Here is a 13,018-nt window from a genome sequence, read left to right as displayed (position 1 = left end):
GAGCCCCGGCGCTTGTGTGCTCTCAGGGCTGGTGCCGGCCGAACCTTGTCTGTGTCGGGGACCCGTCAATCACCCGGTGAAGCGGATCGTGGCGCCCTTGCTGGTGATGGCCAGCACGCGGAAGGAAAGGGTGTTCTTGCCGTTGCTCTGCATGTTGCCCCGAGCCCCTTCACCCAGGGAAGTCGTCAAGCCGGGGGCCCGCACCACGACCATGTCCTGGTTGAAGATGCCGCCGACGAACTCCTTGGAGACGTACACCCTGGAGAAGCCGTAACGCTTCGCGGAGATGCGGAAGCTCACCTTCTTCGAGAACGTGAACTTGCACTTCCCGTCGTAGCAGCCGCGATAGCTGGGCTTGGCCGTGGCGGCGGCGGGGGCGGCGGCCACGGCGGGCGTCACGACCATGGCGCACGCAAGGGTCAGGGCGCAGATGGCCTTCCTGTGCATGGTCTTACCTTTCATCGGTTTCACGGCATATCGCCGCAGGGGGTGGGATCTTTATATCGGGCATCCGGCGGGAGGGGTCCCGACATCGCGGTACGACACTGGTGCCTGATGTCGTCGCGCGAGCGAGGGAGCAGAGATGCCAGGCGTACCGACCAGGCGGATGGCGCTGGTGAGCGCGGTGACCGTAGCCGGACTGCTCACCGGCTGCGGTTCCCCGGCTGAGAGGACGGCCACGCCGGCGACGTCGCCGCCGCCTTCCGCTCCCGAGGCGAGTCCCCCGTCCTCCACCCCCTCCCCGTCAGCGACCCCGACGGCGTCGGCGCTCCCGAAGGCCAGGAACGGCACGAAACTCCGGGCGTGCCGGGACGCGAAGTGCGAGGTGCTCATCTCCGACGGGCGCACCATCAGGCTGGACGACGAGTGGGGCTTGATGCCCATCAACGTCACCGTCGAGGACGACTCGGTCACCTTCCACGCCTCCACCGCGTCCGGCATGCAGGTCACCATGTCCGAGCAGACACCGGACCAAGGAGGCCCCAGCACCGTCAACGACGTCAGCTTCGAGGTGCTGGCGGTCAAGGGGAAGAAGGCCGTCATCAAGATCACGCATTAGGAGCGGTCACCAGGCGTCGAAGACGTGCAGCAGGCTGTACGTGACCCACCGCGACGACCGTGGGAGGACAGACCATAGGAAGCTTTCGATCGACGCGGCCCCCGTACCTGCGGGATCCAAGACCTGCCGGGTACAGCTGGCTGTACCCGGCAAGCTCCAGCGCGCGGGATCGTTCGAGGGTGGGTCCGGACGACATGCTTGTTCGTGTCCGGAGCGGACACCACCCCCGAATGCAGGAGCGTTTTCCCCATGTCGCGTCTCACTTCCTCCTCCTCGACCCCCCGGCGCATGCGCGTTCTGGCCGCGGCGGCGCTGACGGCGTTGACCGCGATGAGCGTGGCCGCCGCCCCCGCCGCAGCGACGGTCACGCGGCACAACCCGGCCGACGAGTTGCAGGCCGAGCTGGACGAGATGCGCGACGAGGTGAAGGACGCCAAGCGCAACCGCCGCAACGACGCCCTGCAGAAGCAGCTGGACACCCTGGTCAAGAAGCACAAGTTCCCGGGTGCGCTGGCCACCGTCCAGGACCGCGAGGGCCGGACCCGCTACTACACCGCCGGTGTCGGCGACCTCAGGACCAAGGCCGAGGTGCCCGTCGACGGACAGGTGCGCATCGCCAGCAACACCAAGACCTTCACCGCCGTCACCGTGCTCCAGCTGGTCGGAGAGGGCAAGGTCAAGCTGGACGAGCCGATCGAGACCTACCTGCCGAAGCTGCTGCGCGGCAAGTCCGGCGACGGCCGCACGATCACCGTGCGGCAGCTGCTCCAGCACACCAGCGGCCTGCCCAACTACACCCGCTGGATGCCCAACATCCTGGACGTCCGCAACAAGTACAGCAGCCCGAGGGACCTGCTGAAGACCGCCTTCGCCCACAAGGCGTCGTTCAAGCCGGGCAAGAAGTGGGAGTACAGCAACACCGGCTACATCGTGCTCGGCCTGCTCATCGAGAAGATCGACGGCAAGCCCGTCGGCGACGCGATCACCGACCGGGTCATCAAGCGCATCGGCCTGCGCGACACCTACTGGCCGGCCAAGCGCGTCAAGACGATCCGCGAGCCTCACCCCAAGGGCTACGCCTCCAGGAAGCCCGGCGGCAAGCTCATCGACATCACCCACCTGGACCCGTCATGGGGCGGCGCGGCCGGCCAGCTCATCGCCACCCCCAGCGACCTCAACCGCTTCTGGCTCGCGCTGATGGACGGCAAGCTGCTCAGGCCCGCTCAGCTCAAAGCCATGAAGAAGACCGTCAAGGCACCCGGCATGCCGGCCGGCTGGGAGTACGGGCTCGGCCTGATGAAGATGCCGGTGAGCTGCGGCACGGCATGGGGGCACGGCGGCGACATCGACGGCTACGAGACCCGCGGCGGCGTCACCGACAAGGGCCAGGCGGCCACCGTCGCCGTCACGACTCTCCCCGCCACCGAACCCGCCGCGATGAGCGTCATCAAGGCCGCCGACACCGCCCTGTGCGCCAAGAAGTAGGTTCAGGCAGCCGCGTCGCCGGTGACGGACCGGCTAGCGGCGGGGCGGCTGTGCCGCTCTCCCACGCCTGCACTGACTTCGTGCACGCGGGCGTCCGGGCAGCGGACCGTGTGCACGTACGTGGTGCTCCGCCCGCTCCGCGTGCGGCGGGTCTCCTTGTCGACGTCGGTCACCGTGCAAACGTGCTTCTCGCCCAGCGCCGCCAGGGCGATCGTGTCGACGGCCACGGGGGCCACGCCCATCAAGCCGCCCCACGTCACGCAGGCCGCGATCACGACGTACGGCGCCGCGCTCCGAGCCCGACGTACCCCGCCGACGATCCTGCCGATGCCGACGGTGTAGGACAGCGCCCCGGCCAGCCCGAGAATCACGGTGACCACCGTCTGGTGCGGGGGGAAGACGTGGATCAGCGTGCCGACCAGCGTCAGTGCCGCGCCGATGACGATGAAGAGGGTCCCGTTGCGCTTCATTGCCGTGAGCATAGAGGGGCGCGATATAGCGCCCGTATGGCGTGACGCCGGACCCGGGTGCGCGCTGGAGCGGCTAGTTCGGGCGCACGAAGTTGACCCGCTCCAGGTGCGGCTCGTAGTCGGCGGGGCCGACGACGAGCCTCTCCTTGATCAGGTCGAGGCCGGCGCGTCCGGAGAGGTGGACGCGTTGGAAGAGTTGCGTGAGGCCGTGCACCCGCTTCACGATGATGTGCTCGTCGTCGTACCAGCCGGCGAAGGCGCGGACGTCCTTGCCGATCCGGTGGAGGATCTTCCCGGTCGAAGCCTCCACGATGCCGATCTGAACCCTGTCGCCGTCCTTGCGGACCACTGTGGCGAACAACCGCCCCGAGGGCGAGGAGACCGTCACGGCGGACCACTCGTCGAAGGCGCCGACGCCTGAGTAGAACCTGCGCAGCTTCCCGCGCAGGTCGTAGACAGCGATGCGGCTCCTGGCCGAAGAGGGGTCCGCGTCGTTGTGCGTGGCCAGCACCCGGCCGGACCTGCCGGCGAAGTAGAAGCGGAAGGCACGTCCGATGGACCAGTCGGAGACGGTGTGGCGGGGCCCTGCCCTGACCAGACGGGGAACGCGGTCGGCCACGTTCAGAGTGATGAAGCCGATGATGGTCAGGCTTCCGTCGCGGTGCTTGTCGTACGCCGTGAGCAGGAGCGTGCGGCCGTCCGGCGACCACTCGGGCGACGTCACCGGCGCGGGCAGGGAAATGGTGTATGTCCGGCGGCTCTGACGATCGATCAGGTCGATCTTCTTCATGGGCAGCCACAGCCGGTGGTCCGGAATCCCGGCCACCCACCGCTGCCCGGGCGCTGCCAGCGCCTCGCGGTACGGCGTCCTGACGAACCTGTCGCCCTCGCGCAGGTAGCCGTAGTAGCCCTGGCCGGCGTCGAAGATCAGGGAGTACGAGGCCAGGCGGACCGCTCCCCGCTCGTCGTTGAGCCTGCCCGAGGTGCCCGCGAGCTTGATCCACGGTTTCGACGCGATGGACCGGACGTGAACGGTGGGCGTGCTCGTCCCCTGCGCGCTCGCCGGCTGGACGGCGGCCATGGTCAGTGCCAGGGCCATGAACGTGGTGGCAACGGGTCTGATGGGCATGCGAACCTCCTCGCTCTCTTCATCAGACAGGTTGTCCAGGGGTTTGGTTCGCTGCCGTCCGCGAGGCAGCGCTACGGGGCCGCGTTTGCCGGAGGCGTTCGTGAGCAGGTTGGCCTTGAGAGACAAGGTACGACGGGGAACGCTCGGCGAACGGGTGTGGGCCTGCTCGGGGGAACCGCGATGGCCGCTCGTCGCTGACCGGGCCGCGCGCACCTCCGGACGCCCGGGCGACCGGCGTCCGGACGCGGGCGCGTACCACGTCGGATGGAGGAACTCATGCCGCTCATCAATGTGAAGGTCATCGAAGGGGTGTTCACCGAGGCGCAGAAGGCCCAGATCGTACAGAAGCTGACCGACGCGATGGTTGAGATCGAGGGCGAGAACATGCGCTCTCTGACCTTGGTCATCCTCGAGGAGGTCAGGAGCGGCGACTGGGGAATCGGCGGGAGGCCGGTGACGACCGCGGACGTGAAGGCCATGGCCGCCGGCGCGCCACCCGGGTGACGGGGACCAGCCGCCGCCCCTCCAGCGTCCGCGTACTAGGGTTGTGTGGGAACGATCCCACACTGCGGACGGAAGGCGCTCATGGATCAGGGATGGGAGCTTCGGGGTTTCCTCGGGGACGACTGGCAGTTGCACCGGGCCCAGCTCCACGCCAGGGACGGCGGCGGCTCGGGCGGATGGATCCCCGCGAGGGTGCCGGGCAGCGTGCTGGCGGATCTGCTGGCCGCCGGCCAGGTGCCGAGCCCGTACGTCGGCAGGCAGAGCCTGCTCTCCGAGTGGGTGTCGCAGCGGACCTGGGTCTACCGCACCCGGCTGAGCGCGCCGGACATGGCACCCGGCGAGCGGGCGTTCCTGGAGTTCGACGGCATCGACCACTCCGCCTCCGTCTATCTCGACGGCGAGCGCATCGCCACGCACGAGGGCACGTACGTCCCGCTGGTGGTCGAGGTGACCGGGCTCATCACGGGCGAACACAGCCTGGCGGTGGTCGTGGACCCGGCGCCCGTCAGCGAGCCGCAGGTCGGCTACACGGCCAAGGTCAGCGTGCACAAGGGGCGGATGGGGTACGGGTGGGACTTCTGCCCGCGAATCGTGCACCAAGGACTGTGGGGGCCCGTACGGCTGCGCGTCACCGGGCCCACGAGGCTGGCCGACGTCTGGGCCCGGCCCGCGGGCACGGAGATCGTCGTGCGAACCGAGGTGGACGGCCCGCAGGCGGACGTCGAGCACACGCTCAGGGACGCCGACGGCCGGGTGGTCGCGACGGCCACCGGCGAGCACGCGGTCCTCGAGGTCGGGCAGCCCCGCCGATGGCGCCTCAACGGCCACGGCGAGGCCCACCTCTACGAGCTGACCACCGCGGTGAAGGGCGACGAGCGCCGGGTCCGCGTCGGCTTCCGCGACGTACGGTTCATCGCCGAGCAGGCGGGCGCGCTCCCGTACCGGCTGACCGTCGACGGGGAGCCGGTCACGATCAAGGGCTGGAACTGGGTGCCCGCCGACGCTCTCTACGGCGCGGTCGAGGAGGCCAGGGTGCGGCACCTCCTCACGCTGGCCCGCGACGCCGGCGTGACGATGTTGCGGGTGTGGGGCGGCGGGCTCATCGAGAGCACCATGTTCTACGACCTGTGCGACGAGTACGGAATTCTGGTCTGGCAGGAGTTCGCCCAGTCCAGCTCCGGCATGCGCAGCGTGCCCAGCGAGGACGAGGCGTTCGTCGCGCGGATGGCGTGGGAGGCCGAGCGCATCGTGCCCGCCCGCCGCAACCACCCCAGCCTGGCCGTCTGGTGCGGCGGGAACGAGTTGCAGCGAGCCGACGGCGTCCCGCTGACCGACGCCGAATCCCCGGTGCTGCAGGCCCTGCATGACGTCGTGGCGCGGCTCGACCCCGACCGGCACTGGCTGCCGACCTCCCCGTCCGGGCCGGTGTTCGGCAACACCTTCGAAGGCCCGAGCCCGCACGACGCGCACGGCCCGTGGGAGCACCAGGGTTTGTCCGATCACTACGGCTTCCACGACCGCGGCCGGTCGTTGCTGCTCAGCGAGTTCGGGGTCGAGGGGATGAGCAACGTACGGGCGATCGAGTCGGTCGTGCCCGAGCAGGCGCGCCGACTTCCGACGACCCGCCACCCCGTCTGGGACCACCTCGGCCGGTGGTGGAACAACGAGCCGCTGGTCCAGGAGGCGTTCGGCGGCGCGATCGGCGACCTCGCGACCATGTCGAGGGCCAGCCAGTTCCTCCAGGCCGACGGGCTGCGGTACGCGGTGGAGGCCAACCTGCGCCGGCCCGAGAGTTGTGGCGTGCTGCCGTGGCAGCTCAACGAGTCCTTCCCCAACGGGTGGTGCACGGCCGCCGTCGACTACTTCGGCGAGCCCAAGGCCGTCTACCACTACGTGCGCCGGGCGTACCGGAACGACCACGTCTGCGCGGCGCTCCCGGCTCAGCGCGTGGACGGCGAGGTCGCCGCCACGGTCTGGGCCTGGTCGGACGGCCCGGCGGAGGTCACGGCCCGCTTCCTCCGCCTGGACGGGAGCGAGCTCGCCAAGGAGCGCTGGACGACCGAAGGCGGCCCGCCGCGGCCGCTCGGCGAGATCCGGTGCGCAGGTGACGGGGAGCTGCTCCTCCTGGACCTGTCCACCGGCAACCGCTACCTGCTGACCTCCGGCCCCGACTTCGCCGGGTTGCTCACCCTCCGCGAGGCCAGGGTCTCCACGCACCTGGAGACCGCCGGCACGACGTGGACGTTGCGCGTGCGGCACGAGGACGGGCCGGCGGCGCCGTTCCTGCGCCTGCTCGACGCGCGGCCGGCCGCCGCACAGGGCTGGATGCGCTGGGACGACAACGCCGTCGACCTCCTGCCCGGCGAGGAACGGGTGCTCCGCTGCGAGTGGGACGGCGTGCCGTCGGAGGAGCGCCGCGTGCTGCTCGACGGCTGGAACGTCGGCCCTCGTCTGATAACCCCGCACCTTCCGGCAAGGCCGGGTGGCTAGCGTTTCCGCAGGGGCGTGACATCAGATCGTCTCCCTGGTCAGGTCCTCGCAGAGAGCCCAGATCGTGTCCTGGTTGCGCCGGTCGAGCGCGCTGGCCGGCCAGGGAGCGCGGCGGCACTTGCTGCTGAAGTACGTCCCGGTCACCCCCTCCACGTCGCCGCTGGAGGCGAGGTGCACGCTGGAGCGGGACGGCTTGCTCAGGTCGCCGAAGACCCGCGGTGTCACGGCCCGCAGCAGCGGGACGATCGGGCGGTACACGTAGGGGAACCCGGCCGCCGTCATCGACTCGTTCATCGGCGTGTGACCGTGGCCGGGGTAGGCGACGTTGACCGTGACGCCGCTGCCGGCCACCTGCTCCCGCTCGGCGAAGCGCAGGCTCATCGCCATGAGCATCGTCTTGGTGTGGTTGTACTGGCTGAACGTCCACCCCAGGTAGCGCCGCTCCGCCTGCAGGTTGTCCAGCTCGATCTGCCCGCCGGGGATGCCTCCGGTGAGGTTGACGACCCGGCCGCCGAGCAGGGGCAGGAGGAGGTGGGTGAGCGTGAACGGGGTGAGCACGTGGGCGGCGAAGGTGGCCTCCACGCCGTCTTCCGTGAGGGTGCGGCGTGGCGGGTTCGTACCGACGTTGTTGATCAGGACGTCCAGCCGGTCGCAACGTTCGGCCACCTGAGCGGCGAGCCTGGCGAGGTCGCGCTGCCTGGTCACGTCCGCGGCCAGGGCCTCGACCCGGCCGCCGCCCGCGCCGAGCTCGTCCGCCGCCCGCCGCGCGCGTGCGGGGTCGCGGCCGACCAGGATCACCCGGGCGCCGCGCGCGACCAGCCCGCGCGCGGTCTCCTTGCCTATGCCGCCGGTGCCGCCGGTGACCAGGACGGTCTTGCCGTGCATGAGGATCCACCACCTTCGAGATCGATGGACCAAATATGACATCGAGTGCCACAGATGGCAATCGGTGTAGACTGCATGCATGGAAGGTCTGCGGGATCGCACCAGGCGCGCCGTACGCGCCGAACTGGCCGGGCGGGCGCTGGAGCTGTTCGCCGAGCGCGGCTTCGACGAGACGACCGTCGACGACATCGCGAGGGCGGCCGGGATGTCGAAACGCAGCTTCTTCCGCTATTTCCCGACCAAGGAGGACGTCGTCTTCGGTGAGATCGAGACGATGGGGGAGCAGGTCGCGCGGGAGATCGCCGCCCGGCCGCCGCAGGAGGAGCCCTGGCAGTGCCTGCACGCGGTGCTGCGCGGCTGGGAGTCGCGCATCAACGCGCAGGCCGACGCGATGCGGCTCATCGAGTCCACGCCCGCGCTGCGCACCAGGCTCCTGCAGAAACGCGACGAGGCCCGCACCCGGATCATCCAGGCACTGGCCGAGCGCGGGATGCCGCCGCTGGAGGCCGACCTGGCGGCGGCAGCGGCGGGCGCGGCCCTCGACGCGGTGGCCCGCGAATGGCTGCGCAGCGGTGGCGCCGTCGACCGCCTCACCCTGGTCGACCGAGCCTTCACCATGCTCCGCCCGGCGTTCCTCACCTGACCCCCTGCCGGCTGTTCGTACGCGAGATCCGGCCACAGGACAGCTCGGCCATCGTCGCCGACACGGTGGCGTCAGTGCCCGGGCCCGTGCACCCGCGCTGCCGTGTCAAAGCGGTGGCATACCGGCGCCATACCGGTGCCTCCTATGCTGACCGCGTTCATCAACGGATCTTGCTGAAGGGAACCCGGTGTCCCGTTCTGTGCTCGTCATGGTCGTCGCGTTGCTGCTGTCGACGCTCCCCGGCGTGGCCCACGCCCAGGACCCCGGCGTGGTGGGGACCGCGGGAAACCTCATACGGGAGGAGGAGCCGCGGGCCGACGGGATCAGGCACGTCGACAGCAAAGTGATGATCGCGGGGTTGACGGCCCTCAACGCCAACACCTACGTCTATCCGATGGCCGGCGACAACGTGCACTGGGAGGACCTGCGTCAGGAGTTCCTCCCGGCCGCCGCCGCTGCCGGGATCGACGTCTGGGTGCTGGTGTACTCGCCGAGCCAGGCGGGCTGTTGCGTCTCCCGGCCGTACAAGCACGACTACGTGGCATGGGCACGTGAGATCGCCACCCTCTCCAAGGCCCACCCGAACCTGGTCGGCTGGACCGTGGACGACTACGGTTACGACCTCAGGACGTTCACGCCCGAGTACGTCAAGAAGATGCGCGCGGCCGCCAAGCCGATCAACCCCTCGTTGAAGTTCGTCCCCACGGTCTACTACAGCCAGTTCACCGACGCGTTCATCACTGAGCAGGTCCCGTTGCTCGATGGAGTGATCTTCCCCTTCCGGGACGCGCCGCACCGGGACACGTCGTGGACGTGGAGCCTGTCGTACCAGGTCAAGCAGCTCGCCAAGCGGCTTCCCGGCACCGACGTCTACCTGATGCCGTACGCCCACCCGCTGAGCCACGCCGCCCAGAAGCCGACGGTCGGCTACGTCGAGGCCGTCACGAAGAAGGCCCTCGAACACGTACGCACGGGCGAGCTGGCCGGGGTCGTGCAGTACAAGCTCCCCTACGTGTCCCGCGACGGCGGGTGGACCCGGCCCGCGGGCGACAACCTCGCCCGCGCCGGCAACGGGCGGCTGAGCTTCGTCGTTGAGGGAGACACCGCCACCAAGGCGGGGATGTGGTGCGGCGCGAGCCGCCAGGTCCAGCTCACGCCGGGCGCCGGCAAGTACAGCGTGAGCTTCTGGCACGGCGACGGCCGCGGCCGTGGCAACCCGGCCGGCTACCACGTGAAGCAGCTGCTTCTCGACGGCAAGGTGGTGTGGGAGCAGGACGTCGCCGCCAACGACCAGGCGTGGCAGAGGGTCACGGTCGACCTGACGGCCAGGCTGGCCGGGGCGAGGAGCGTGAAGCTGGAGTGGCGGCTGTACGAGCGCAAGGGCGTCAGCGACTATTTCGTCGACGTCAGCGTGGACGACATCGTGGCCACCGGCCTGCAGCTGAGCGACCCGGGCGTGGAGAACGCCGTCACCTGGACCGCCGGCCTGGCCCGGCAAGGCGGGCCGGTCTACTGCTCCGCCCAGGTCTACCACCACGACTACGGCGCCGATCTCGGCGCGCGGATCGCCAAGCTGTACGCCGCCGGATAGTCGCGGACCGGCGGCGTCCGTGTCGTCACGGAGGATCGACGGTCGACCACCCGTCCTGCCGAAGGCCCTCTCGGCCGCCAGGACCTCTGTGTCCTCCAAGGACACGGCATCGCCGGATGTTCGGCGATGCCGTGCCGCGAGCCGTGAGCGTCAGTACGTCTTGATGTCGAAGTAGTGATCCACGGCCTTGGGGTGTGACGTCGGGCAATGCGCGTTCGACTGCACGCCGATTCCCTTCCAGGGGCCGGTGGCGGTCGTCTTCTTGCTGCCGTTGGAGCACGTGGCGATGGCTCGCACATAACCCGAGCCCTTGTCACAGCGGGCCCATGTGTAGTCGTCCTGCCAGCCGAAGTTGTGATGGCAGTCGGTCGGTGGAGGGTCGGCTTTCGCGACGCCGGGTGTGAGCGAGACGACGGCGATGGCGGCAGCTGACGCGAGCACGGCAGAGATTCTCCTGTTCATGAGGCGAACGTACACATGCTCGCCTGGGGCCCCGCACGTGTTCACTGACGTGTCCGGGTATCCGGGCGAAGTGTGCAGCCTGGACCTGGAATCAGTGTTCTCTCTGCTATGGACGTCGGCGCGTCCAGCACGAGGACGTGAAGGCGCGCGGCGCGGTGGTGTTCTACTTCCCGGGGCAGAGGACCGCCTCTGCCGCCTTCTTGGCCAGGGGGTCGATGGCCGGGTCACTGTGCTCGGTGGCCAGCGTGAGCGACATGAGCAACTGCACGCTGCCGTCTTCGGTGCTGAAGGTGAGGGCGTTGAAGCCGGGTGAGCTGCCCTTCGCGCGTCCGTACGTGCCTTCGTCGTCGCACACGTTGAGGTTGGGGGAGCGGTCCGGCTCGGAGGGAGACCGGCCGGCGTTCAGCGCCTTCTTCTCCTCCTTCGTGAGGATCTTGTCCGTGGCGAACGCTCGGTGGAAGGTGCTCAGGTCGTCGGTGGTGGAGATCACGCCGCCGGCCGCGTAGCCGAAGCTCATGTTCTGGTCGTCGAAGTCGACCAGCTTGCCGTTCTCGTCGGGGAAGTAGCCATGGCCGTGCGGGCCCTTGATGCTGCCGGGCCACCTGGTGGGCAGGTAGGTGTCGTCCATGTCCAAGGGCTCGAAGAAGCGCTCCTCGAACTCGGCGGCCAGGGAGTGCCCGGTCACCTCCTCGATGATCAGGCCGAGGAGGTAGTAGTTGGTGTTGGAGTAGGAGAACTTCTCGCCCGGCTCCTGCTCGCGCGGAAGGGTGCGCGATTTGGTGATCAGCTCCATCGGTGTGTACTTCGTCTCGAAGTCGAAGTAGTCGATGAGCTCGGGGGTGTACCAGTTGGGGATGCCCGAGGTGTGGTGGATCATCTGCTCCACGGTGATCTCGTCGGCCCGCTCCACCAGGTCCTTCTCCACCACGACCGGCAGCACCTCGCTGAGCTTGGAGTCCAGGCCGAACTTGCCCTCCGTGACCAGCTTCATGATGGCCGCGGAGGTCATGGACTTGGTCTGCGACCCGATCCGGAAGCGGGCGCCCGCCGGGATCCTGCCGCCCTCGCCGTCGAGGAGACGCGTGCCGCCCGAGCCCTTGCCGACTCTCTTGCCGTCCACGTAGAGCGCGCCGATCGCGCCGAGCACCTCTGGGCTCTTCGCCAGCTCTGACAGAGCCTTCTGCACGTCCCCCATCCGGGGCCGGCCCGCTTCCGCGGCGGTCGCGGGTGCCGCGACGCCCAGCGTCAGCATCGCGCACGCCAGGCCGGCCAGACCAACTGCTTTCACATGCCTCACGAGGAAGATCCTCTCTGCAGGAAATGCCGGGCGTGGTCGCATCGGGTGCGAGACGCCTACCGCCCGGACTCGTAGCGACTGTCTAGACGGGCGGCGGTTTCCCGGCTGTTTCGCCCGTCGGCCGCGCGACGCCGGGCGGCGGATGACGGGCGGTGATCTGCTGGGTCCTCAGCGATCGGCCCGCTTCGGGCAGAGCAGGAAGGTGGTGCCCGTGTCCTGTGGGCTCTCCACCACGAGTCCGGTGGCGGACAGGACCTGCGCGATCAGATCCCGGTCGCCGGCCCACTGCAGCGCGAGCTCGTCGACCAGGTCACCTCGGGCGTCGAAACACGACCTGTGCGCCTGCGTGGTCCAGAAGACGGCCTTCGCCGACGCCCCGGCCTCGTGGACGTGCTGCCACGCCCCGGAGACCGTCGGCCAGAGGTCGGGCTCGGCGAAATAGCCCTGCTCGGCGAGCCGGTCGAAGGCGCGTACGACGCGGCACAGGTCGGAGGAGACCTCGTCGCCCGCCAGGCAGGTGACGAACCCCTCCTCCGGCCTGTTCAGGCCGTGCACCGCGGCGAACAGCGCCTCCATCGCCTCGTCGGCCCGCCTGCTCAATTCCTCGGCGTCCAGGTCCAGCAGCGCGTCGTGGTCGTCGTCCTGCTCCGCCTGGCCGGGAACGGAGGCCACGAGAGCCTCCCGCGCGAACATCGACTGGATCCGTGACGGCAACCCGCCGCGCCAGGAGATCGTGACGTCCTTGACCAGCCCGCCGCCGGGCGCGAAGTGATCGGCCAGGTCGGCGGGCAGGCTCAGCAGGCCGCTCGTCTCGGTGTCGGCCGCGAACCGTCCCGCGTCCACGATCTGCCAGCCTTCGTCCCTCAACCGGTCGAGTGCCTGGTCGAAGCGCTCACGCTGCGAACGGCGCGGCTCGAAGGCCGGCCTGGAGAACTCTTCGTGCGTGACCACGATGCTGCACCTCGTCGTTGCGGAAGGCCCGTGGCGCCAGGCGCCGAGCCA

13 protein-coding genes are annotated in these 13,018 nt (G+C 69.5%); 6 read left to right on the top strand and 7 right to left on the bottom strand.

What is annotated here, in order from left to right; translation table 11 throughout:
- Positions 1-69: 69 nt before the first annotated feature.
- Positions 70-462, bottom strand: coding sequence for a hypothetical protein (locus tag ACTWPV_RS21110; protein WP_443153110.1), 393 nt, complete (start codon positions 460-462; stop codon positions 70-72).
- 121 nt (positions 463-583) lie between these two features.
- On the opposite strand from ACTWPV_RS21110, the gene ACTWPV_RS21105 reads away from it, so the two are divergent.
- Positions 584-1,060, top strand: coding sequence for a hypothetical protein (locus tag ACTWPV_RS21105; RefSeq protein WP_443153109.1), 477 nt, complete (start codon positions 584-586; stop codon positions 1,058-1,060).
- Positions 1,061-1,309: 249 nt separating this feature from the next.
- Positions 1,310-2,545, top strand: coding sequence for a serine hydrolase domain-containing protein (locus tag ACTWPV_RS21100; protein ID WP_443153108.1), 1,236 nt, complete (start codon positions 1,310-1,312; stop codon positions 2,543-2,545).
- A 2-nt stretch (positions 2,546-2,547) separates the two neighbouring features.
- Here the strand turns inward: ACTWPV_RS21100 and ACTWPV_RS21095 are convergent, their stop codons facing one another.
- Both ACTWPV_RS21095 and ACTWPV_RS21090 read right to left on the bottom strand, forming a co-directional pair.
- Complete coding sequence (locus tag ACTWPV_RS21095) at positions 2,548-3,015, bottom strand: hypothetical protein (RefSeq protein WP_443153107.1); 468 nt, start codon at positions 3,013-3,015, stop codon at positions 2,548-2,550.
- Between the two features lie 73 nt (positions 3,016-3,088).
- Positions 3,089-4,144 (bottom strand): hypothetical protein, encoded by a 1,056-nt coding sequence (locus ACTWPV_RS21090; protein WP_443153106.1) that lies wholly within the window; start codon positions 4,142-4,144, stop codon positions 3,089-3,091.
- Positions 4,145-4,420: 276 nt separating this feature from the next.
- Here ACTWPV_RS21090 and ACTWPV_RS21085 point away from each other — a divergent pair, with 276 nt between their 5' ends.
- Complete coding sequence (locus tag ACTWPV_RS21085) at positions 4,421-4,648, top strand: tautomerase family protein (RefSeq protein ID WP_347773066.1); 228 nt, start codon at positions 4,421-4,423, stop codon at positions 4,646-4,648.
- An 81-nt stretch (positions 4,649-4,729) separates the two neighbouring features.
- A complete protein-coding gene (locus ACTWPV_RS21080) occupies positions 4,730-7,138 on the top strand; it encodes a glycoside hydrolase family 2 protein (protein WP_443153105.1) in 2,409 nt (802 codons plus the stop codon).
- A 21-nt stretch (positions 7,139-7,159) separates the two neighbouring features.
- Here ACTWPV_RS21080 and ACTWPV_RS21075 read toward each other — a convergent pair whose 3' ends face one another.
- On the bottom strand, positions 7,160-8,023 hold the full coding sequence (locus ACTWPV_RS21075; protein ID WP_443153104.1) for an SDR family NAD(P)-dependent oxidoreductase: 864 nt from the start codon (positions 8,021-8,023) through the stop codon (positions 7,160-7,162).
- Between the two features lie 79 nt (positions 8,024-8,102).
- Here ACTWPV_RS21075 and ACTWPV_RS21070 point away from each other — a divergent pair, with 79 nt between their 5' ends.
- Positions 8,103-8,666 carry a TetR family transcriptional regulator gene (locus ACTWPV_RS21070; RefSeq protein WP_443153103.1) on the top strand — a complete coding sequence of 188 codons (564 nt, stop codon included), beginning with the start codon at positions 8,103-8,105 and terminating at the stop codon, positions 8,664-8,666.
- Between the two features lie 187 nt (positions 8,667-8,853).
- Positions 8,854-10,257 carry a hypothetical protein gene (locus ACTWPV_RS21065; RefSeq protein ID WP_443153102.1) on the top strand — a complete coding sequence of 468 codons (1,404 nt, stop codon included), beginning with the start codon at positions 8,854-8,856 and terminating at the stop codon, positions 10,255-10,257.
- A 150-nt stretch (positions 10,258-10,407) separates the two neighbouring features.
- Here the strand turns inward: ACTWPV_RS21065 and ACTWPV_RS21060 are convergent, their stop codons facing one another.
- The 3 genes from ACTWPV_RS21060 to ACTWPV_RS21050 all read right to left on the bottom strand — a co-directional run bounded on the left by ACTWPV_RS21060 (position 10,408) and on the right by ACTWPV_RS21050 (position 12,967).
- Entirely contained in the window at positions 10,408-10,698 is a 291-nt protein-coding gene (locus ACTWPV_RS21060) for a hypothetical protein (RefSeq protein WP_443153101.1), read from the bottom strand.
- 184 nt (positions 10,699-10,882) lie between these two features.
- Positions 10,883-12,007, bottom strand: coding sequence for a serine hydrolase domain-containing protein (locus ACTWPV_RS21055; RefSeq protein ID WP_443153100.1), 1,125 nt, complete (start codon positions 12,005-12,007; stop codon positions 10,883-10,885).
- A 177-nt stretch (positions 12,008-12,184) separates the two neighbouring features.
- Positions 12,185-12,967 (bottom strand): hypothetical protein, encoded by a 783-nt coding sequence (locus ACTWPV_RS21050; RefSeq protein WP_443153099.1) that lies wholly within the window; start codon positions 12,965-12,967, stop codon positions 12,185-12,187.
- Positions 12,968-13,018: the final 51 nt, after the last annotated feature.

The organism is Nonomuraea sp. KM88 (assembly GCF_052245635.1).
Classification (GTDB): Bacteria; Actinomycetota; Actinomycetes; order Streptosporangiales; family Streptosporangiaceae; genus Nonomuraea.
Note: the sequence above shows the minus strand (reverse complement) of the source record. Positions and strands in the feature narration are given on the sequence as shown.

Coding starts and splice junctions, on each gene's coding strand:
- ACTWPV_RS21095 (WP_443153107.1), bottom strand. CDS start 3,015: ATGAAGCGCAACGGGACCCTCTTCATCGTCATCGGCGCGGCACTGACG.
- ACTWPV_RS21110 (WP_443153110.1), bottom strand. CDS start 462: ATGAAAGGTAAGACCATGCACAGGAAGGCCATCTGCGCCCTGACCCTT.
- ACTWPV_RS21075 (WP_443153104.1), bottom strand. CDS start 8,023: ATGCACGGCAAGACCGTCCTGGTCACCGGCGGCACCGGCGGCATAGGC.
- ACTWPV_RS21090 (WP_443153106.1), bottom strand. CDS start 4,144: ATGCCCATCAGACCCGTTGCCACCACGTTCATGGCCCTGGCACTGACC.
- ACTWPV_RS21080 (WP_443153105.1), top strand. CDS start 4,730: ATGGATCAGGGATGGGAGCTTCGGGGTTTCCTCGGGGACGACTGGCAG.
- ACTWPV_RS21105 (WP_443153109.1), top strand. CDS start 584: ATGCCAGGCGTACCGACCAGGCGGATGGCGCTGGTGAGCGCGGTGACC.
- ACTWPV_RS21100 (WP_443153108.1), top strand. CDS start 1,310: ATGTCGCGTCTCACTTCCTCCTCCTCGACCCCCCGGCGCATGCGCGTT.
- ACTWPV_RS21070 (WP_443153103.1), top strand. CDS start 8,103: ATGGAAGGTCTGCGGGATCGCACCAGGCGCGCCGTACGCGCCGAACTG.
- ACTWPV_RS21085 (WP_347773066.1), top strand. CDS start 4,421: ATGCCGCTCATCAATGTGAAGGTCATCGAAGGGGTGTTCACCGAGGCG.